Source organism: Streptomyces sp. NPDC107562 (assembly GCF_055657325.1).
In genome coordinates this window covers 14,426-33,713 of record NZ_JBVKBE010000018.1, presented here as the reverse complement: position 1 = coordinate 33,713, position 19,288 = coordinate 14,426, and the positions used below count along the sequence as shown (strand labels likewise).

General features: G+C 72.7%; 19 protein-coding genes and 2 tRNA genes. 13 read left to right on the top strand and 8 right to left on the bottom strand.

Going from position 1 to position 19,288, the window contains the following annotated elements; genetic code table 11:
* Positions 1-55: 55 nt before the first annotated feature.
* The 11 genes from ACZ7LV_RS34280 (at position 56) to ACZ7LV_RS34230 (ending at position 7,300) form a co-directional block, all read left to right on the top strand.
* Positions 56-385, top strand: coding sequence for an SCO3933 family regulatory protein (locus tag ACZ7LV_RS34280; protein ID WP_471945248.1), 330 nt, complete (start codon positions 56-58; stop codon positions 383-385).
* A gap of 2 nt (positions 386-387) precedes the next feature.
* Entirely contained in the window at positions 388-1,725 is a 1,338-nt protein-coding gene (locus tag ACZ7LV_RS34275) for an FtsK/SpoIIIE domain-containing protein (RefSeq protein ID WP_471945247.1), read from the top strand.
* Between the two features lie 23 nt (positions 1,726-1,748).
* Entirely contained in the window at positions 1,749-2,390 is a 642-nt protein-coding gene (locus ACZ7LV_RS34270) for a DUF2637 domain-containing protein (protein ID WP_471945245.1), read from the top strand.
* A 16-nt stretch (positions 2,391-2,406) separates the two neighbouring features.
* Positions 2,407-2,589, top strand: a complete 183-nt coding sequence (locus tag ACZ7LV_RS34265; protein WP_125494957.1) for a mobile element transfer protein — start codon at positions 2,407-2,409, stop codon at positions 2,587-2,589.
* A 13-nt stretch (positions 2,590-2,602) separates the two neighbouring features.
* Positions 2,603-2,899 carry a hypothetical protein gene (locus ACZ7LV_RS34260; RefSeq protein ID WP_355469289.1) on the top strand — a complete coding sequence of 99 codons (297 nt, stop codon included), beginning with the start codon at positions 2,603-2,605 and terminating at the stop codon, positions 2,897-2,899.
* A gap of 92 nt (positions 2,900-2,991) precedes the next feature.
* Positions 2,992-3,174 (top strand): hypothetical protein, encoded by a 183-nt coding sequence (locus tag ACZ7LV_RS34255; RefSeq protein WP_355469287.1) that lies wholly within the window; start codon positions 2,992-2,994, stop codon positions 3,172-3,174.
* 5 nt (positions 3,175-3,179) lie between these two features.
* Positions 3,180-3,425: a hypothetical protein gene (locus ACZ7LV_RS34250; RefSeq protein WP_386119057.1), complete on the top strand. Its 246-nt coding sequence runs from the start codon at positions 3,180-3,182 to the stop codon at positions 3,423-3,425.
* The gene (locus tag ACZ7LV_RS34245; protein WP_471945242.1) at positions 3,422-4,489 is read left to right on the top strand and encodes a DNA cytosine methyltransferase; all 1,068 of its coding nucleotides are present in this window, start codon (positions 3,422-3,424) and stop codon (positions 4,487-4,489) included. The genes ACZ7LV_RS34250 and ACZ7LV_RS34245 overlap by 4 nt, the downstream gene beginning before the upstream one ends.
* Positions 4,486-5,877, top strand: a complete 1,392-nt coding sequence (repSA, locus tag ACZ7LV_RS34240) for a replication initiator protein RepSA (RefSeq protein WP_471945240.1) — start codon at positions 4,486-4,488, stop codon at positions 5,875-5,877. The genes ACZ7LV_RS34245 and repSA overlap by 4 nt, the downstream gene beginning before the upstream one ends.
* Positions 5,874-6,077, top strand: coding sequence for a helix-turn-helix domain-containing protein (locus tag ACZ7LV_RS34235; RefSeq protein ID WP_070388538.1), 204 nt, complete (start codon positions 5,874-5,876; stop codon positions 6,075-6,077). Before repSA ends, ACZ7LV_RS34235 begins: the two co-directional genes overlap by 4 nt.
* Positions 6,074-7,300, top strand: a complete 1,227-nt coding sequence (locus ACZ7LV_RS34230) for a site-specific integrase (protein ID WP_471945238.1) — start codon at positions 6,074-6,076, stop codon at positions 7,298-7,300. Before ACZ7LV_RS34235 ends, ACZ7LV_RS34230 begins: the two co-directional genes overlap by 4 nt.
* Positions 7,301-7,377: 77 nt before the next feature.
* Here the strand turns inward: ACZ7LV_RS34230 and ACZ7LV_RS34225 are convergent.
* Both ACZ7LV_RS34225 and ACZ7LV_RS34220 read right to left on the bottom strand, forming a co-directional pair.
* A tRNA-Arg gene (locus ACZ7LV_RS34225) sits at positions 7,378-7,450 on the bottom strand.
* 194 nt (positions 7,451-7,644) lie between these two features.
* Positions 7,645-7,735: transfer RNA gene (locus tag ACZ7LV_RS34220), tRNA-Ser, on the bottom strand.
* 180 nt (positions 7,736-7,915) lie between these two features.
* On the opposite strand from ACZ7LV_RS34220, the gene ACZ7LV_RS34215 reads away from it, so the two are divergent.
* Both ACZ7LV_RS34215 and ACZ7LV_RS34210 read left to right on the top strand, forming a co-directional pair.
* Positions 7,916-8,410 (top strand): SSI family serine proteinase inhibitor, encoded by a 495-nt coding sequence (locus tag ACZ7LV_RS34215; protein WP_471945236.1) that lies wholly within the window; start codon positions 7,916-7,918, stop codon positions 8,408-8,410.
* Positions 8,411-8,695: 285 nt separating this feature from the next.
* Positions 8,696-13,039 (top strand): hybrid sensor histidine kinase/response regulator, encoded by a 4,344-nt coding sequence (locus tag ACZ7LV_RS34210; RefSeq protein WP_471945234.1) that lies wholly within the window; start codon positions 8,696-8,698, stop codon positions 13,037-13,039.
* An 83-nt stretch (positions 13,040-13,122) separates the two neighbouring features.
* On the opposite strand, the gene ACZ7LV_RS34205 is transcribed toward ACZ7LV_RS34210, so the two are convergent.
* The 6 genes from ACZ7LV_RS34205 to ACZ7LV_RS34180 all read right to left on the bottom strand — a co-directional run bounded on the left by ACZ7LV_RS34205 (position 13,123) and on the right by ACZ7LV_RS34180 (position 19,103).
* Complete coding sequence (locus ACZ7LV_RS34205) at positions 13,123-13,863, bottom strand: hypothetical protein (RefSeq protein WP_471945232.1); 741 nt, start codon at positions 13,861-13,863, stop codon at positions 13,123-13,125.
* A 71-nt stretch (positions 13,864-13,934) separates the two neighbouring features.
* Positions 13,935-15,590: a long-chain fatty acid--CoA ligase gene (locus ACZ7LV_RS34200; RefSeq protein ID WP_471945231.1), complete on the bottom strand. Its 1,656-nt coding sequence runs from the start codon at positions 15,588-15,590 to the stop codon at positions 13,935-13,937.
* 151 nt (positions 15,591-15,741) lie between these two features.
* Positions 15,742-16,299, bottom strand: coding sequence for a SigE family RNA polymerase sigma factor (locus ACZ7LV_RS34195; protein WP_401674816.1), 558 nt, complete (start codon positions 16,297-16,299; stop codon positions 15,742-15,744).
* Positions 16,300-16,507: 208 nt separating this feature from the next.
* On the bottom strand, positions 16,508-17,647 hold the full coding sequence (locus tag ACZ7LV_RS34190) for a lipid-transfer protein (protein ID WP_471945229.1): 1,140 nt from the start codon (positions 17,645-17,647) through the stop codon (positions 16,508-16,510).
* Positions 17,644-18,039: a MaoC family dehydratase gene (locus tag ACZ7LV_RS34185; protein ID WP_471945227.1), complete on the bottom strand. Its 396-nt coding sequence runs from the start codon at positions 18,037-18,039 to the stop codon at positions 17,644-17,646. The genes ACZ7LV_RS34190 and ACZ7LV_RS34185 overlap by 4 nt, the downstream gene beginning before the upstream one ends.
* Positions 18,036-19,103, bottom strand: coding sequence for a bifunctional MaoC family dehydratase N-terminal/OB-fold nucleic acid binding domain-containing protein (locus tag ACZ7LV_RS34180; protein WP_471945225.1), 1,068 nt, complete (start codon positions 19,101-19,103; stop codon positions 18,036-18,038). Before ACZ7LV_RS34180 ends, ACZ7LV_RS34185 begins: the two co-directional genes overlap by 4 nt.
* Positions 19,104-19,288: the final 185 nt, after the last annotated feature.

The following is a 19,288-nucleotide window of genomic DNA, read 5'->3' as shown; positions in this document are numbered from 1 at the left end:
CAGCGAGGATGAGCGGCCTCTATTGGGCTGCTCCATCGTCAAGCAGGGAGTTTCAATGCCGTCCTTCAAGATCGACCTTTCCACCGCTGCCGTGTTCGTGGCGACCGCGCCGGAACCGAAGATGGCCAACAAGAAGACCGGTGAGCGGGCCGTGGACCGGGACACCGGTGCGGGCCTGTCGACCGTGGGCCTGCTCGTCTCGGACGAGGGTGAGGGCAACCTCTACCAGGTCACCATCCCCGAGACCGGCTACCCCGAGGGTCTGGCCCCGGGCATGCCGGTGCGGGTGGTCGGCCTCAAGGCCCGTGACTGGGAGAACGAGTTCAACGGCCAGAAGCGCCACGGGATCTCGTTCCGCGCGGTCGCGATCACGGCGGCGGCCTGACCATGAGCGACCTGACGCTGTTACTGGAGGCCACGGGCGCCCTGGCGGGTGCCGGCGGTCTCGGCTACGCCAAGCACCGGGCGCCGCGCGTGTACTGGTCGACGGTGGGCCTGCCGCTCACCTGGGGCCGGTTCACCTTCTCGTACCGGTCCACGATGGAGGTGTGCGGGCTGACCGTGCAGCCGTCCGGGCTGCGGGCGTTCATGACCCGCAACCTGGCCCGCCGCGAGGTCCGCCCGGTGCCGCCGAAGGTCCGCCGGGTCCGTCCCTCCTCGACCGGGCTGCGCATCACCCTGCGCCTTCCGGCCGGCCTGGAGCCCGCCGACGTCGCCGCCTCCTGCGAGCGGCTGCGCCACGCCTTCGGCGTCCAGTCGGTCACCGTGTCCGAGACCCGGCCCGGCTATGTGGAACTGCGGATGACGGGCTACGACGTCCTGCGCCGGGTCCGCCTCCCGCGCTCCGCACAGCCCCGTGATCTCACGGTTCCGGTGGCCCTGCGTGAGGACGGCACGGTCTTCGAGCGGGACTACCGGGCGGTTCCCATGGCGCTGACCCTCGGCGCGAACCAGTCCGGCAAGTCCGTCTACCAGCGCAACCTGATCAAGGGCCTCGCGAAGCTGCCGGTCGGGCTGATCGGCATCGACTGCAAGCGCGGTGTCGAGCAGAGCCGCTACGCGCCCCGCCTGTCCGCGCTGGCGACGGACCCGGACATGGCCGGGCGGCTGATAGACGCGCTGGTCCTGGAGATGGGGGAGCGCTTCGATCTCCTCGCGCTCTACGGCGTCTCGGACGTGTGGGACCTGCCGGCCAAGCTGCGGCCGGTGCCGCTGGTCGTCCTGATCGATGAGGTCGCAGAGCTGTTCTTCGTCACCTCGAAGAAGGACGAGGCGGCCCGGGACCGGACGGTCATGCAGCTCGTGCGCCTCGGTCAGATGGCCCGCGCGATCGGCATCTACCTGGAGGTCTGCGGGCAGCGCTTCGGCTCCGACCTCGGCAGGGGCGCCACCGCCCTCCGGGCCCAGCTCACGGGCCGTGTGGTGCACCGAGTCAATGACAAGCAGACCGCCGAGATGGGCTTGGGGGACATCGCGCCGGACGCGGTGATGGCGGCGACCTCGATCCGGGCCGATCGTCCCGGTGTCGCGGTGGCCGGTGACACCTCCGGTGGCTGGTCCCGCATCCGCACCCCCGAGACCACGCCGGCCGAAGCCGCCGCCGTGTGCCGGGACTTCGCCCACCTCACCCCGGAACTGCCGTTCCTGGAGCCCTTCCGGCCCCCGGCCCGGCAGGTGGTGCCGCCGATGCCCACCACGCCCCCGCTGGTCACCCCGCAGACCTGACCCCGAAGGGGAGGTGAAGAGCCATGTCCCGCTCGATCCGCATCGACGCCGTCCTCATTCAGGCCGTGATCGCCGGTGCCCTGTCCTTCGCCCACCTGCACGACCTCGCCGAAGCTGCCGGACAGACCGGATGGAAGGCGTGGGCCTACCCCGTCTCCGTCGACCTGCTCTTGGTCGCGGTGTGGCGCCGCCTTCGTACCGAGCGCTCGAAGCTGGCCTGGTTCTGGTTCCTGGTCGCTCTGGTCGCCTCGCTCGGCGCGAACATCGCGACCGCCGGGCTCCTCGACCTCGACCACGTCCCGGCCTGGCTGCGCATCCTCGTCGCCGGCTGGCCCGCCCTGGCCTTCCTCGGCGGCACCCTCCTCGCCCACACCCCCACCGACCCCGCACCAGACTCGGACCGTGAGTCTGCGCCCCGGCCCGTGCCGGTGGTCGACCGACCCGAGCAGCCTGAGCAGCCCCCGGAGATCCCGACGCCGGAACCTGCCCCGGCGCTCCCGCAAGCCCCGGCCTCGGCTGTGCCGCCGGCGCTGGTGGACCACGCCCGGAAGGTCGCGACCGAGCACCGCACCCGCACCGGCACGGACATCGACACCGCCACCCTGCGCGCTCGCCTCGGCGTTCCCGAAGACCTCGCCGGCGCGATCGTCGCCCAACTCGCCTGAAAGGAGATGACCCCGCATGCGCCCGAACCGCTTCTACGACCTGATCCGCATCGGCCCCGTGAGGGTCGGCACGTTCAACAACGGACGCGGCCAGACCCGACACACCGCCGCCTGCACCGCCCCGAACTGCGGATTCTCCACCGAGCACCGTGACCGCTCGGCGGCCGAACTCGCCGCCCGCACCCACCGCTGCACCTGAAAGGAGGCACGCCATGCAGCTCCCCGAAGACCAGATCCGCGCCGGACACATCCCCGCCGACCTCTACCGGCAGATCCCGCCCGGCACCGACCTGCGACGCGTCGTGATCGTCCAACAGGCCCCCCGCTCCTACACGGGCCCGATTGTCCTGACGCTCGTCGTCGTCACGGGATCGGTCGCCGTGCTGCTCGTGGTCGCCTTCCTCGTCCAGGTCATCGCCGGCGCCGCCGTAGCGGTCCTCTCCGCCACCGGCGGGCTCACCTACACGATCAACCGCACGTCCAAGCGCAAGCACTTGAGCAGCAAGTAACACCGGCCGGGGCGGCCTCAACCGCCAAGTTTCCGCCGCCCCGGACGGCTCCACCAATCCAGATCCAACGGACCCGAAAGGGCAGCCTCATCATGCCTCAGCACGCCCAGATCACGCGCGTCTGCCGCGACTGCGACGGCTTCCCCGTCGTCGCCATCACCACCGGCACCCGCCACCAGGACGGCACCCGCGCCACCCTCCGCATCACCTGCACGGCCTGCAAGGGCACCGGCACCACCGCCCCCGCGTTCGTCGTGACCCGGATGGGGCGGTGACGGTCGTGGGACTCCTGAACTGGAACTCCGGACAGCACTACGACCACGCCGGCGACTGCCCGTGCACCCAGTGCGGCAAGCCCACCCCCCTGCGCTCCCACGCCGGTGAGCCCGTCCACAAGGTGTGCGCGGAGGACTGGAACGACCGCAACCCGAACGCCACCCGGCACGAGCACGACGGACGCGACCTCGGCACCCACCGGTTCCACTCCGACCCGCCGCGCAAGAGCCGCAAGGGCGGTGCCCGATGACCGCCCCCGGCCGCATCCTCGACCTGTTCGCCGGCCCCGGCGGCTGGTCCCAGGGACTGCGTACCCTCGGCCTGCGAGACGTTGGTATCGAGATCGACCCGGCCGTGTGCGCCACCCGCGCCGCCCCCGGACACACCACGATCCGCGCCGACGTCGCCGCCCACCCCACCGCGCCCCTGCGCGGGAAGGTCACGGGGCTCATCGCCTCCCCCCCATGCCAGACCTTCAGCGCCGCCGGCCTGCGCGCGGGCAACACCGACCTGCCCCTGTGCCACCAGGTCCTGGACGACCTCACCCGCGGGCACGACACCCGCACCACCGCACGGGCCACCTGCACCGACCCTCGGTCGCTGCTTGTCGTCGAACCGCTCCGCTATGCCCTCGACCTGCACCCCGAGTGGATCGCCCTGGAAGAAGTCCCCGCGGTACTGCCCCTGTTCGAGCACACCGCCTGGTCCCTCACGGCCGCCGGATACTCGACCTGGACCGGCGTCCTCAACGCCGCCGACTTCGGCCTCGCCCAGACCCGCCGCCGGGCCTTCCTGATCGCCTCGCGCACGCGTCCGGCGCTGCCCCCGGAGCCCACCCACGCCGACGGCGGCACCGCCGCCGACCTCTTCGGCGACGGCCTGCCCACCTGGCGCACGATGGGCGACGTCCTGGGCTGCCCGCCCGGAGAGGTCATCACGCGCGGCAACCACACCACCGGCGGAAGCCGCTTCCCCACCACCGGCCCCTCCTGGGCGCTGACCGGCCGCGCCCGGTCCTGGATGCTCCGCGTCGGCAACCGCCCCTCCGCCACCCGCCGGCGCCTCGACCAACCCGCACCCACCCTGCTGTTCGCCAAAGCCCTCAATGACGTCTCCTGGATCGACGCGGATGGGCACCCGATCCGCCGCCTGACCGTCGAGGAAGCCGCCATCCTCCAGGGCTTCCCCGCTGCCTATCCGTGGGCCGGGTCGCGCACCAAGCAGTTCGAGCAGATCGGCAACGCCGTACCCGCCCCACTGGCCGCCGCCGTCCTGAGCCCCCTCGTTCCCGCCGCCCTGGAGGTGGCCGCGTGACCGACACCGCCACCATGGCGGGCCTGGACCCGGCCACCCTCGCCGACGTGCTGAGGCTGGCCGGGTCCACCGGCTTCGACCGCATCCAGGACCAGATCCGCCGTACTGGCGGATGTTCCGACCCCATCCACCTCCAGGGCGCGACCGTCACCCGCGACGCTGTCACCGGCAAGGTGCTGCACTCCTACTCGACCGACGTCGAGCCGGGCGGACGGCTCCGCCTCGCCTGCGGCAACCGGCGGGCCTCCCGCTGCCCCTCCTGCGCCTGGACCTACGCCGGCGACACCTACCACCTCATCCGCGCCGGCCTCGTCGGCGACCCCGCCAAAGGCACACCCGAGACAATCCGGGACCACCCGCGGGTGTTCGCCACCCTCACCGCCCCCTCGTTCGGCCCGGTCCACAACCGGCCCGGCAACCGGCCCTGCCGCTGCGGCACCCGCCATGGCGAGGACGCCCCGGAGCTGGGCACCCCGCTCAACCCCGACATGTACGACTACGCGGGCGCCGTGCTGTGGAACAACCACGCCTCCGAGCTGTGGCGCTACTTCACGATCTACCTGCGCCGCGAGATCGCCAAGCGCGCCGGCCTCACCCAGAAAGCCGCCAAGGAGCAGTCCCGGGTGTCCTTCGGCAAGGTCGCCGAGTACCAAAAGCGCGGCGCCGTGCACTTCCATGCCGTCGTCCGCTTCGACGGACCCGACGGGCCCGACGATCCGCCGCCGGCCTGGGCCACCCTCGACCTGCTCACCGACGCGATCCACGCCGCTGCCGCACGCGTGGAAGTCGACGTGCCCCCGTCCGGGGACCAGCCCGCCCGAACCCTCACGTGGGGAACGCAGCTCGACGTACGCCCCATCCGGGCCTTCGGCGACGGCGAGGACATCACCGAACAGGCCGTCGCCTCCTACGTCGCCAAGTACGCCACGAAGGCCGCCGAGACCACCGGCACCGTAGACCGCCGCATCGGCAGCGCAGACGCCCTCGTCCTGCTCGGCGTGCCCGACCACCCGGCCCGGCTCATCACCGCGTGCCTCGACCTGCACCCGCTCTACCCGGACCGCAAGCTCCGCGACTGGGCTCACATGCTCGGCTTCCGCGGCCACTTCTCCACGAAGTCCCGCCGCTACTCGACCACCCTCGGCGAACTGCGCCAGACCCGCGCCGACTACCGCGCCGCCCAGCAACGCGCCGCCCTCGGCCTGGCCGCCCCCGACGACGAGGACGCCACCACGCTCACCCTCGCCCACTGGACCTACGCCGGCCACGGCCACACCCCCGGCGAATCCTGGCTCGCCGCCAACATCCGCCGGGACATCGAGCACAACCGCGAAACCGCCCGCGAAGAACTACCCGCCCTGCTCGACCTGGAAGGAGCCGCAACATGACCACGGCTGTGATCACGCGCAAGTGGTACACCACAGCAGAAGTTGCCGAGATGCTCGACTTCGGCCTCTCCAAGACGAAGATGCTCGTCCTTACCGGCGAGATCCGTTCGGTAAAGGTCGGTCGTAACCGGCGCATCCTTCCGGCGTGGGTGGATGAGTACGTGGCCCGTGTCGTCTCGCAGGCTGAGGAGGCGGCGTGAGCGGCAAGCGCGGCAACGGTGAGGGCTCGATCTACCCGTACAAGAACGGGTACGCGGCCTACGTCTGGGTAACCAAGCCGGACGGCAAGAGGGCACGCAAGTACGCCTACGGCAAGACCCGGGAAGAGGTCCACGAGAAGTGGCTTGCCCTCCACGCTGAGGCCAAGCGAGGCCCTGTGGCCACACGCCACCGGACGGTTTCCGCGTTCCTTTCGTACTGGCTCGACTCAGTGGTCAAGCCCAACCTGGCTCCCCTTTCGTACGTCTCGTACGAGGGGTCCGTGCGGCTCTACATCGTTCCCCACCTCGGTGCGAAGCGGCTCGACCGGCTCACGGTGCGCGATGTCCGCGAGTGGCTGACCAAGTTGGCCGGCGTCTGCCAGTGCTGTGCCCAGGGCAAGGACTCGAAGCGTGAGCCCTCGCGGCGGAGGTGTTGTGCGGTCGGGGAATGCTGCGAGGCATACCCCTCCCGTCGCGTGATCCAGGCCGCCCGGGACGCTTTGCGGGCTGCCCTCACGCACGCGGTCACCGAGGAGGAGATCAGCAAGAACGTTGCCTCCCTGGTGAAGGTGCCCAAGCCCCGGCGCCGCCGCATCAAGCCGTGGTCGGTCGCTGAGGCGGGCCAGTTCCTCACCGACTCCGCCGCACGGGAGGACCACCTTTTCGCCGCCTGGGTCCTGGTGCTCAGCCTCGGCCTGCGTCGTGGTGAGGTCCTCGGACTGACGTGGAAGTCCGTCGACTTCGAACGGGGTGAGCTGTACGTAGATCACCAGATCCAGCGGGCCGGGCGTCAGATCCTGCACCGCGAGACCAAGACCGAGGAATCCGACGACTTCCTTCCCCTGCCGGCACTCTGCCTCAAGGCATTGCGGATGCGCCGTGCCCAGCAGATCGGGGACCGGAAGGCTGCCGGGGAACTCTGGCAGAACAGTCACGATCTGGTCTTCACCACGAAGTACGGCACCCCGATCGAGCCGGGCAACATGACACGGATGTTCGCCCTGCGGGCCCGTCGCGCCGGCCTGCGGGTGATCCCGCTCCGGAACACCCGGCACACGTGCAGCTCGCTTCTGGTGGCGCTGAAGGTGCACCCCAAGGTGGCGCAGCGCATCCTGCGGCACTCCCAGATCGCCATGACGATGGAGGTCTACGCCGAAGCGAGCGAGGACGAAGTGCGGGCCGCGATCGGCAAGCTGTCGGACGCGATGGGCGGCACCGGTTGATGCGGTTGCTGTACTTCGCTGCTGTACGGCCCTGAAACGACAAAGGCCCCGGATTACTCCGGGGCCTTTGACCTGTGTGCACTCGGCAGGATTCGAACCTGCAACCTTCTGATCCGTAGTCAGATGCTCTATCCGTTAAGCTACGAGTGCTTGTTCGTTGTTCTGTTGTTCCCGCCGCTCCCGGCCCTTCCGGCCCGCTCGCGGCGACAGGAAGAACATTACATGACTGCCGCCGCCATGTGAAATCCGTTAGCCGCACCCCTTGTGACCTGCGAAAACGCCATCCGGAGCGGTGAAACGACCGAAGCCCCGGTCCGGGGAGGACCAGGGGCTTCGGTGATGCGCGGAGGCGGAGGGATTTGAACCCTCGATGGGCTTTAAGGCCCAAACCGCATTAGCAGTGCGGCGCCATAGACCGGACTAGGCGACGCCTCCAGCACAGCCGCTCTCGCGTGCGCGAGCGGTGTGTGCAGATGATGACACAGTCGAGCGTGCTGTCACCAATCGCCCCCCACGGTACTAGGCAGCCGGGCCGCAGGGCAAAGGGCTTCCCCGCCGGTGGGGCGCGCGCAACATCCGCGGCCGTGAGGCGTTAGTCAGGTCATGTTGCAGGTCATGAGCACTACGCTGCCCCGGCTCGCCCTCGCCGCCGGCGCCTCCCTCGCCGCGCTCTCCTCCCTCTCCGGCCCCGCGGCCGCCGCCCCGCCCTCCCCCTTCCTGGGCGAGCACCGTGAGCACCGCGAGCACCGCGAGCACCCCCGGCCGCACGCCGGCCGCGAGTCCGATCACCTCACCGTCACCGTGAGCGATGTGAGCGGTGGTGCCGACGGGACCTTCGAGGTGCGGTGCCACCCGAGTGGCGGGAGCCACCCGGACCCCGAGGGCGCCTGTCAGGCACTGGAGAGGGAGACCCGCTGGGGACAGGACGTCTTCGCGCCGGTTCCCCGGGACACGATGTGCACCATGCAGTACGGCGGGGCCGCCACCGCCCGCGTCACCGGGACGTGGGCAGGACGCCCCGTCGATGCCACGTTCGACCGCAGCAACGGTTGCGAAATTTCCCGCTGGGACCGGCTCGTCCCGCTGCTCCCCGCGACGGGCCGCGCATAGATCCACCCATAACCCTCGACCCCGGCACCCCGAGCCGCGCCCCCGCCCTCCCTCCACCCCCACACGTAAAGATCCGGCGCAGGGGGCGCAAACGGCGCGTGGCGGTGGTGTGCCGGGAGCCGGTACGCACTCCCGTTCGGTGTCACTTCGTCGTGCGACCTCTCTCTCATCCCGCGTCGCGAGGCCGACCCCAGCCTTTAGACTCCCTCGCGTGACACGTCGCGGGCCGGTTGGCAAGATGGCCCGAGCGGTCGGCAAGGTGCGGTAACAGGAGGGAAGCGTCTCGTGAGCAGCAGGCCATCCCGAGGCGCTGCTCGCCTCGCAGCCATACTGGACGCGCTGCCCGACGCGTTGGTCCTGGTCAACGCGAACGGGACCGTCGTCAACGCGAACACCATCGCGCTGGAGGCCTTCGAGGCGCCCGGCACCGCCCTGGTCGGGCGGGGGCTGCTGGATCTGCTGCCCGAGTTCGACTCGAAGCTCATCCCGGGCTCCATGCGGCGCCCCGACCACATCGACCCGCGCGGGCGGACCAAGCCCACCCGGATGACCGCCCGGCGGACGGACGGCAGCGAGTTCCCCGTCGAGGTCACCAGCGCCAACCTGGAGAACGGCCAGCAGGCCTACGACACTTACAACTACACCAGCGACGAGCTGCTGATGCTCGTCGTGCGCGATCTGTCCGGCACCGTCGACACCGAGGCCGAGCTGGCCCGCTCGCAGCGGCAGACCGAGATGATCCTGCGCGCCGCGTCCGAGGGCGTCGTCGGCACCGACACCGACGGCCGGATCGTGCTCGTCAACCCGGCCGCCGCCCAGATCCTCGGCTACCGCGCCGGCGAACTCGGCGGCAAGGAACTGCACCACCTCGTCCTCCACTCCCGCGCCGACGGGTCGCCCTTCCCGTACGCGGAGTCCGCGCTCGCCGACACGCTGCGCTCGGGACGCAAGCACCGGGTCCGCGGGCAGGTGCTGTGGTCCAAGGGCGGGGACAAGGTCTCCGTCGACCTCACGACCGCGCCCGTCCGGGACGGCGACCAGCTCGTCGGCGCCGTGATGACCTTCGCCGACCGGCGTCCCTACGACGTCCTCGCCGAGGAGAAGTCCGCCGTCGAGGAGCGGCACGCCGAGGAGCTGGAACGGCTCTCCGAGGAGCACGCCTCCGACCTCACCGCCCTGCGCCAGCAGCACGTGACCGAGCTGGAGGAGCTGCGCGAGCAGCACATGGAGGAGGTGGCGGCGAGCGAGGAGCGGTACGCCGCGCTCGCCGAGCGGGAGAAGGACCGCTACGAGGCCCTGGCCGGTCGCCACGACCAGCTGCTGACGCTGCTCGGCCGCTCCCTGCGGGGACCGCTCGACGAGCTGCGCCGCGATCTGGCGGCGCTGGCCGCGGACGACGCGGGCCAGCTGTGGCCCGAGGCCAACCAGGTCCTGCACCACCTCTCCGCCGGGTACTCCCGGATCACCCAGCTCATCGACAACGTCCTCGCCTACCAGCGCATCGACGCCGGCGCCGAGGCGATCACGCGGACGAAGGTGATGCTCGACGCGGTCGTCGCGGCCGGTGTCGACGGAGCCGTCGAGCTCGTCGGCCCGGGTCGCGTGCAGTTCGCCGTGCACGCGCCGCCCATCGAGGCCGAGGTCGACCCGCAGCGCCTGGCCACCGCGCTCGCGCATCTCGTCGCGGACGTGGCGGGCGTGGACGCGACCGGCAACGCGCCGGTCTCCGCGGGCGGTTACATGGACAACACGGTCGTGGTCGCGGCGGCGCAGCGCGGCGAAGTCGTACGGATCGAGGTCCGGGGGCCCTACCCCGGGGGAGACCCGGTGCACGAGCCGATCGTGCGCGGGATCGTCCGCGCGCACGGTGGCGTGCTCCAGACGCACGAGGTGCCGGGCATGAGCGGCAGCGCGTTCGTGCTCGAGGTGCCGCTCGGCGGCGGGGCGGGGGCGGTTGCCGCTCCGGCCGTGCCGGAGGCCGCGCCCGAGGCCGAGGAGGCCTCCGGCGGCGGGCGGCGGCGGGCGCGCCGGGCCTCCGTGGACGCCTTCCTGGAGAGCGAGGTGCCGCAGGCCGGGGCCGCCGAGACCGAGGCCGCGGCCCCGACCGGACGCCGTCGGCGGCGGGCCGCGCCCGAGGTGGCACCGGCACCCGCCGAGGCCGACCCCGCCGAGGCCGGTGGCGGCACCGGGCGCCGGCGCGGACGTCCGGCCGAGGGCGCCGAACTCGCCCTGCCGGGCGGTACGACGGACGCGGCGGGTGACGACGTCAGTGAGGGCGCCGTCGTCACCGCCGCCGAGCACGCGGCGGGGACCGCGGCGGCGGCGAACGGCCTGGGCGGGACGGTTCCGCCGCAGGGCGTGCCCGATTCCGGCACGGGGCGGCGGGCCCGGCGGGCGGCGGGCGAACAGCACGCTCTGCCCGCGGCGTTGCCCGCCGGTGCCCCGGACGCCGCGTCGGCTCCCGTGCCTGACGCGTCCGCCGCGGTCGTCCCGGCCGGGGCCGGCGCCGAGGGGCAGCAGCAGGCGAGCGGGCGTCGGCGCCGGGCGCTGGCGGCGGCTCAGGAACGGGCCGCGGCACAGGAGACGGGCCCGCGCACGGTGTTCGCGCTCCCGCCCGCCGACGCGGACCGGGGCGCGGCGGCGCAGGCGCCGGTTCCCGCGCCCGGGCAGCCCCAGGGTCCGGGGCCGGTCGCGGTCCAGGTGCCGGGGCAGGGCGGTCCGCAGGCCGTCCCGCACATCGGCACGGCGCAGGCACAGGCGCAGGTGCAGGCACAGGCACAGGCACAGGCACACGCACAGGTGCAGGTCCAGGTGCCTCAGGTACCGAACCAGGGATCGCCCGGTGCCCAGCACCCCGACGACCACGGTCGGCACGACGCCGTACCGCACGACCAGTCCGAGGACCACACTCCGCCGCAGCCGCATCCGGCGAGCGCGCCGACCGGGCGGCGCCGTCGAGTGGCCGCCCCGCAGACGGAGGGCAACGGGGCGCCCGCGCAGGCCATCCCGGCCCAGGCGATTCCGGCCCAGGCCCAGCCCCAGGCGGTCCCCGCCGCCCCGGGTGCGCCGCCGGCCCAGGCCGCTCCGGCCGCCCTGCCGCAGGGCGTTCCCGCGCAGCAGCCCGGCGTGCCCGCCCAGGGCGTTCCCGCACAGGGCGTCGCGCAGCCGCTGCCGGGTACGACCGGAACGGCCCAGCAGTCGGCCCCCGGCCGGCCCGTACCGGCGCAGCCGCAGTCGGCGCAGACCGCCGTACCGTCGCAGGCCCCGGCCGCCGGGCAGCCCCTGCCCGCCGAGGCGGGGACGACCCACGGCACGCCGCCCCCGCAGCAGTGGCCCGCCAGCGCCGGTGCCGACGAGAGCGCGGGCACGCCCGCCCCCGAGCAGGCGCCGTCCGCACCGCAGCCCCCGGCCCCCGCTGCCCCGCTGCCCCCGGAGACGGCGGCCGGCCCGACCACCGCGACCCAGGCACGCATGGCACAGCCGCTGCCCGCTGAGGCAGCCGGCGCCGCGCCGGTGGATCCGAACTCCACGCAGGGCCGGGCGATCAGCGTGCGGACGCTGGGCCAGGGAGTGCCGTTCACCCGGCAGGCGGCCCAGGTGCAGCAGCCGTCGGCCGGGTCCACGCCGCCCCCGCACCAGCCGACCGGTGGCGGCCGGCGCCGCAAGCTGGGCACGCCGCCGGAGCCGGCCACCGCGCGCCCGCATCCGCAGGGTGAGCCGCCGTCCGCCCAGCAGAAGCAGTCGGGGCAGTCGCGGCTGCCCGGACCGGCGAGTGAGGGCGCCGGGCGGTCGTACGCCATAGGGGCACCGGACGAGAACGCCGCCGAGGGGCCGGAGCCGCTGGACGGTCCCGGCGGGGCCGTCGAGGTCGCCGATCCGCCGCGGCCCCAGCCGCTGGACGACGAGCTGCCGCCGGAGCCGCTGGACAACCCGCGCCGGCTGCTGGTGTGGCCCGCGCCGGACGTGTCGACGCAGCAGGCGCTCAGCGACCGCGGCTACCGGCCGGTGATCGTGCACTCGCGCGAGGAGGTCGACGCGCAGATCGCCGCTTTCCCTGCGGCGCTGTTCGTGGACCCGCTGACCGGGCCGATCACGCGGACGGCGCTGCAGTCGCTGCGTCAGGCGGCCGTCGCGGCGGAGGTGCCGGTCCTGGTGACGGCCGGGCTCGGACAGGCGACGCGTGAGGCGGCGTACGGCGCCGACCCCGCCGTCCTGCTGAAGGCCCTCGCCCCACGGGACAGCGAGCAGCACCCGCCACGGGTGCTGCTCATCGAGGAGCACGCGGAGATCGCGCTGGCGCTGACCGCGACGCTGGAGCGGCGCGGGATGCAGGTGGCGCGGGCGGCCGGCGACGCGGACGCGGTGACGCTCGCGGGGCAGTTCCGCCCGAACCTGGTGGTGATGGACCTGATGCAGGTGCATCGCCGGCAGTCCGGGATCGTCGACTGGCTGCGTGCCAACGGGCAGCTCAACCGCACCCCGCTGGTCGTCTACACGGCCGCCGTCGACCAGGCCGACCTGCCACGGCTCGCCTCCGGTGAGACGGTGCTGTTCCTGGCCGAGCGGTCCACGAGCACGGAGGTGCAGAGCCGGATCGTGGAGCTGCTGTCGCGTATCGGCACCAACTGACCCCCACCGCCCCACGGGAACCACGGCCCCCGGACCACCCTGCTCCACCGACGCCCGCCCACCCCGCCCCAGCGGCCACCCTGTCACCCCACCCCGCCCGCGCTCCTCAGCGCCCTGAGGACGGCCTGTTCGCCGTGGCCGTGGACGGACTTCTCCAGGCTGTCGTCGACACGGCGGGAGAAGCGTTCGCCGCGGGCCACGTCCTCCTCGGAGAGGACCCGCCCGCACCATTCGCCCCGTCCCGCCACGCGGTCGTCGAACGGGAGGGCCGCGCCCTCGCCCAGGACCGCCCAGCCGTCAGCCGTCCAGCGCACGGCGAGCAGATAGGTGTGGCCGGCCTCCAGCCGGGGCGCGGAGGCGGCGGTCCGCTCGACGCGCTCGCCGCTCGCGCGCAGCACGCGCCAGCCGGGGGCGGTGAGTTCGAAGCTCTCGTCGATCGCCCGGCGGGGCCGCGGCGCCGACCAGAGGACGTCGTCGGTGCGCAGGGTGACCTCGCGGTCGATCCGGTAGCGGTACGCGCCCTTCTCGAACTCGCGCCGGTCGGTCTCCTGTTCGCGGACCGGCGCCGCCACGACGACGTGGTCGGCGTTCCCGACCCAGTCCTGGGCGGTCTGCGAGGGGAAGGGGTCCTGGGCCGGACCGCAGCCGACCACGGTGTCCAGACCGCCTCGGCCGACCAGCACGGCTCCGACGACACCGGCCAGGGCGAGGAACGCCGCGACCGGGCGGAGCGGGACGCCGCGTGCTGAGTACGTCAGGTTCATGACGTAGTAGACGATCATCCGGTCGGACCGGTGCGCCGGACACGGTGCGTCGTTGATCACTTCCGCTGTGCTGTCGGCCGTCACGTCGATGCGGCGGCGACGGAGCGCCGCCGCACGGACGGGTGTGGCTGTCAGAGCTGGGTGACGTCCAGCTCCCCGGCCGCGTACTGCCTGCGCAGCACCTTCTTGTCGAACTTGCCGACGCTCGTCTTCGGGACCGCCGGGATGACGGTCCAGCGCTCCGGGAGCTGCCACTTGGCGATCTTGCCCTCGGCGGCCAGGAAGGCGCGCAGGGTCTCGAAGTCGGCCGAGGAGCCCTCCTTCAGCACCACCGTCGCCAGCGGCCGCTCGCCCCACTTGTCGTCGGGGACGGCGACCACGGCGGCCTCGGCGACATCCGGGTGGGCCATCAGAGCGTTCTCCAGGTCGACCGAGGAGATCCACTCGCCGCCGGACTTGATGACGTCCTTGGCGCGGTCGGTCAGGGTGAGGAAGCCGTCGGGGCCGATGGTGCCGACGTCACCGGTCTTGAGCCAGCCGTCCTCGCTGAACTTGTCGGCGGGGCGCAGGGGTTCGGCGTCGGGGCCGTTGTAGTAGGCGCCCGCGATCCAGGGACCGCGTACCTCCAGTTCACCGGCGGACTCGCCGTCCCAGGGCAGGCGCTCGCCGCCGGGACCGGTGAGGCGGGCCTCGACGCCGGCCGGGAAGCGGCCCTGGGTGAGCCGGTAGGCGAACTCCTCGTCGGTGCCGACCGCGTGGGCCGGCGGCCGGGCGACCGTGCCCAGCGGGGAGGTCTCGGTCATGCCCCAGGCATGGCAGACCCGCATGCCCAGTTCGTCGAAGGCCGTCATGAGGGCGGGCGGGCAGGCCGAGCCGCCGATGGTGACCTGGGTGAGGGAGCGGACGTCGCGCGGGTTGGCGGTCAGCTCGGCGAGCAGTCCCTGCCAGATGGTGGGGACCGCGGCGGCGTGCGTCGGCTTCTCCCGCTCGATCATCTCGGCGAGCGGGGCGGGCTGGAGGAAGCGGTCCGGCATCAGCATGTTGACGCCGGTCATGAAGGTGGCGTGCGGCAGACCCCAGGCGTTGACATGGAACTGGGGGACGACCACGAGGGAGGTGTCCTCGTCGGTCAGGCCCATCGACTGGGTCATGTTGACCTGCATGGAGTGCAGGTAGACCGAACGGTGGCTGTAGACGACGCCCTTGGGGTCGCCCGTGGTGCCGGAGGTGTAGCACATGGCCGCGGCCTGACGCTCGTCGAGCTCCGGCCAGTCGTAGGTGACGGGCCGGTCGGCGATCAGGTCCTCGTACTCGTGCACCTGGACGTCCGCGTCGGCGAGCAGCAAGCGGTCGCCCGGGCCGGCCACGACGACGTGCTTGAGCGTCTTCAGGTGCGGAAGCAGGGGCGCCAGCAGCGGGAGCAGGGAGCCGTTGGCGACGACCACGCGGTCGGCGGCGTGGTTGACGATCCAGGCCAACTGCTCCGGGGGGAGCCGAAGGTTCAGGGTGTGCAGGACCGCGCCCATCGAGGGGATCGCGAAGTACGCCTCGACGTGCTCGGCGTTGTTCCACATCAGGGTGGCGACCCGGTCGTCGGCCTCGACCCCGAGGTCGTCCCGCAGGGCGTTCGCCAACTGGGCGGCGCGGGCGCCGATCTCGGCGTAGGAGCGGCGCTGCGGATCGCCCTCGCCGGTCCAGGTGATCACCTGTGACGATCCGTGGATCGTGGACCCGTGGGCCAGGATCCTCGAGATCAGCAGCGGTACGTCCTGCATGGTGCTCAGCACGGCGGTCCTCCCGGGGCGACATTGCCTACGCGGCGGTAAGGCGTGCGCTGATTCTGCGCACATACCGAGCGGTATGTCACTAGATCCGGCTGATCGATCACCTCACGTTGCCGAACAGAAGGCCGCGAGAGAGAACAACTCCCAGCTCAGCTCAGCGGACCAGCCCGAGTTCGGCGTCCTCGCGCAGCTTGCCCAGCGCCCGGGACACCGCCGACTTCACCGTGCCGACGGACACGCCGAGCACCTCGGCCGTCTGGGCCTCGCTCAGATCCTCGTAGTACCTGAGGACAACCATCGCCCGCTGCCGGGCCGGGAGTCTCGTGATCGCGCGCCACATGGCGTCGCGCAGCGCCTGCTGCTCGGCCGGGTCGTCACCGCCGGGCAGCGGCTCGGGCTCGGGCAGCTCGTCGCAGGCGAACTCGTCCACCCGGCGCTTGCGCCACTGCGACGTACGGGTGTTGAGCAGCGCGCGGCGGACGTAGCCGTCCAGCGCGCGGTGGTCCTCGATGCGCTCCCAGGCGACGTACGTCTTGGTGAGCGCGGTCTGCAGCAGGTCCTCCGCGTCGCACGGGTTCGCCGTGAGCGACCGGGCGGTGCGCAGCAGCACGGGCTGGCGGGCCCGGACGTACGACGCGAAGGACGGGTACGTGAGGGTCTGCGTGCGAGGTGCGGCCGCGTTCGATGCGGTGGTGCAGACGGGTGCGGTCATGGCTCCAAGCTAGGTTCGGGACCCCCTCGCGCGAATCGCCCGCAGGTCCCGAAGCCGGGTCCCCCTCAGGGTGTAGAGGTGGGGCCCGCTGCACCTCCTGGAGGTGGACGAGCGATGGACCCCGACTGCGGGTGCGCCCCTCTGCTCCCCCTAGGGGGCGTACGGAACGCGGGCTTCCGGTGGTTTCCCCGACCGGCGCCGGGTGGGTTCACGTGCCGGAGGTCAGCACCAGTCCCGACGTCGGCACACCGGTCCCCGCCGTCACCAGCACCCGTTCCGCCCCCGGAACCTGGTTCACGGACGTGCCGCGCAGCTGCCGTACCGCCTCCGCGATCCCGTTCATGCCGTGCAGGTACGCCTCCCCGAGCTGTCCCCCGTGCGTGTTCATCGGCAGCCGGTCCTCGGTGACGAAACCGGCCGCCTCACCGCGCCCGCAGAACCCGTACTCCTCCAGCTGCATCAGCACGAACGGCGTGAAGTGGTCGTAGAGGATCCCCACGTCGATGTCGGCCGGGCCGCAGCCCGCCGTCCGCCAGAGCCGCCGCGCCACCACCGCGGCCTCCGGCAGTGCGGTCAGGTCGCCGGTGTGGAAGCTCGTCATCTGCTCCTGCGCGCGGCCCGCGCCCTGGGCGGCGGCCGCGATCACGGCCGGGGTGTGCCGCAGGTCCCGGGCGCGTTCGGGCGAGGTGACGACGAGGGCCTGGCCGCCGTCCGTCTCCTGGCAGCAGTCCAGCAGCCGCAGCGGTTCGGCGATCCAGCGCGAGGCGGCGTGGTCGGCGAGGGTGATCGGGCGGCCCTGGAAGTACGCCGCCGGATTGGCCGCGGCGTGCCGTCGGGCCATGACGGCGACCGGTCCGAAGGCCTCCTCGGCGGTCAGTCCGTACGTGTGCAGATACCGCTGCGCCGCCATCGCCACCCAGGACGCGGGCGTGAGCAGCCCGAACGGCATCACCCAGCCCAGCGCCACCCCCTCGGCCGTCGGCTCCCGGTGCCGGACGCCGGAACCGAAGCGGCGGCCCGAACGTTCGTTGAACGCGCGGTAGCAGACGACCACGTCCGCCGCCCCGGACGCCACCGCGAGCGCCGCCTGCTGCACGGTCGCGCACGCCGCGCCACCGCCGTAGTGGACGCGGGAGAAGAAGGACAGCTCGCCGACGCCGCACGCCTGGGCGACGGTGATCTCCGGGTTGGTGTCCATGGTGAAGGTCACCATGCCGTCCACGTCGGCGGGCGTCAGCCCGGCGTCGTCGAGCGCCGCACGCACCGCCTCGACGGCCAGCCGCAGTTCGCTACGGCCGGAGTCCTTGGAGAACTCGGTGGCGCCGACGCCGGCGATCGCGGCCCTCACGGAGTGCCCCCGCTGGGCAGCGTGAGCGTCACCGTGCCGGTGACGTGCCGGCCGATGCCGTTGTCGCCGGTGACCCGGACCACGGCCGTCGGCCCGTCGAGCGCCTCGACGCGGCCGCTCAGCACCAGGGTGTCGCCCGGGTGGTTGGGCGCGCCGAGCCGGATGGCCACCTTGCGCAGGACGGCGGCGGGGCCGAAGTGGTCGGTGACGTAGCGGCCGACGAGGCCGTTGGTGGTCAGGATGTTCATGAAGATGTCCGGCGACCCCTTCTGCCGGGCGAGTTCCGGGTCATGGTGGACGTCCTGGTAGTCGCGCGAGGCGATCGCCCCGGCCACGATCAGGGTGCGGGTGATCTCGACGGCCAGGGGCGGCAGTTCGTCCCCCACGTTCACGACGGTCCTCCTCGGAAGACGGGCAGCACCAGCTCGTCGTCGTAACTGCGGAACTCCAGCAGCACCGGCATCCCGATCCGCACCTTGTCGTACGGCACCCCGACCACGTTGCTGACGATCCGCACCCCCTCCTCCAGGTGGATCAGGCCGACGGCGTAGGGCGGGTCGAAGGCCGGGAAGGGCGGATGGTGCATGACGACGTACGAATGGACCGTGCCGTGTCCGGACGCCCGCACGGTGTCCCAGTCGAGGCCGCCGCACGTGGGGCACCCGGGCAGCCAGGGCAAGCGCGGGGCGCGGCAGCCGGAGCAGCGCTGGATGAGCAGCTCGTGCCGCCGGACGCCCTCCCAGAAACCGGCGTTGTCGCGGCTGACGACGGGACGGGGGCGGATCGCCGCCGGGGCCTGCCGTCGCGCAGGGGCGTACTTGAGGATGCGGAAACGGTGGGTCCCGGCGAGTTCGCCCCCCGCGTGGACGCGGGTGCGGGTGGTGACGAAGTAGCCGGTGCCGAGCCTGGTGGTCTTTCTCGCGGAGACCGACTCGATCACCGTGTCGAAGGTGATCTCGTCGCCGGGGCGCAGGGGGCGCAGGTACTCCTGTTCGCAGTCGGTGGCGACGACCGAGGTGCAGCCCGCCTCGTCGAGCAGCCGCAGGAGCTCGTCGTACACCGGGGTCCGGGCGGGAGGGCCGGAGGGGTGGGCGGGGTGGGCGGAGGTGGCAGGTGCGGAGGCGGGGCCGGCGGAGGCGGCAGGGCCGGCGGAGGCGGCAGGGCCGGCGGAGGCGGCAGGGCCGGCGGAGGCGGGGCCGACGGAAGCGGCGGAGGCGGCGGAGGCGGCAGGTGCGTAGGTGGCGGGGCCGGGGAAGCCGGTCATCGTCCAGGCCTGGAGCATGGTGGGCGGGGCGACGGCGCCGGGGCCGGTGTACGCCGGGTTGGTGTCGCCGAGGGCCTCGCACCAGTGGCGGATCATCGGCAGGTTGACGGGGTCCTTGCCGGTGCCGGCGAGCGTGGCGGGGCGCCCTTCGCAGGCCTTGAGGCGCGCGAACAGCTCGTCGTCGTCAGCCATGGCCCGTACCCCTTCCCGAGGACAGTTTCTGACTGTCCGTCAGATCAGGAGGACTGTCAAGGCCGGTGAACACGCGGCACGGGCCGTCCGCGGGCGGCACGGGAAAACGCCTGCGCGGCGGTGCAGGAGCACCGCCGCGCCGGCTGACCTTGTTCACCCCAATGAACACGCCCCACGCGTGAGTC

Bases quoted from the DNA above. Each gene is read 5' to 3' on its own strand.
- ACZ7LV_RS34280 (WP_471945248.1), top strand. From the start codon at position 56: ATGCCGTCCTTCAAGATCGACCTTTCCACCGCTGCCGTGTTCGTGGCG.
- ACZ7LV_RS34275 (WP_471945247.1), top strand. From the start codon at position 388: ATGAGCGACCTGACGCTGTTACTGGAGGCCACGGGCGCCCTGGCGGGT.
- ACZ7LV_RS34270 (WP_471945245.1), top strand. From the start codon at position 1,749: ATGTCCCGCTCGATCCGCATCGACGCCGTCCTCATTCAGGCCGTGATC.
- ACZ7LV_RS34265 (WP_125494957.1), top strand. From the start codon at position 2,407: ATGCGCCCGAACCGCTTCTACGACCTGATCCGCATCGGCCCCGTGAGG.
- ACZ7LV_RS34260 (WP_355469289.1), top strand. From the start codon at position 2,603: ATGCAGCTCCCCGAAGACCAGATCCGCGCCGGACACATCCCCGCCGAC.
- ACZ7LV_RS34255 (WP_355469287.1), top strand. From the start codon at position 2,992: ATGCCTCAGCACGCCCAGATCACGCGCGTCTGCCGCGACTGCGACGGC.
- ACZ7LV_RS34245 (WP_471945242.1), top strand. From the start codon at position 3,422: ATGACCGCCCCCGGCCGCATCCTCGACCTGTTCGCCGGCCCCGGCGGC.
- ACZ7LV_RS34235 (WP_070388538.1), top strand. From the start codon at position 5,874: ATGACCACGGCTGTGATCACGCGCAAGTGGTACACCACAGCAGAAGTT.
- ACZ7LV_RS34215 (WP_471945236.1), top strand. From the start codon at position 7,916: ATGAGCACTACGCTGCCCCGGCTCGCCCTCGCCGCCGGCGCCTCCCTC.
- ACZ7LV_RS34195 (WP_401674816.1), bottom strand. From the start codon at position 16,299: ATGACCGCACCCGTCTGCACCACCGCATCGAACGCGGCCGCACCTCGC.
- ACZ7LV_RS34180 (WP_471945225.1), bottom strand. From the start codon at position 19,103: ATGGCTGACGACGACGAGCTGTTCGCGCGCCTCAAGGCCTGCGAAGGG.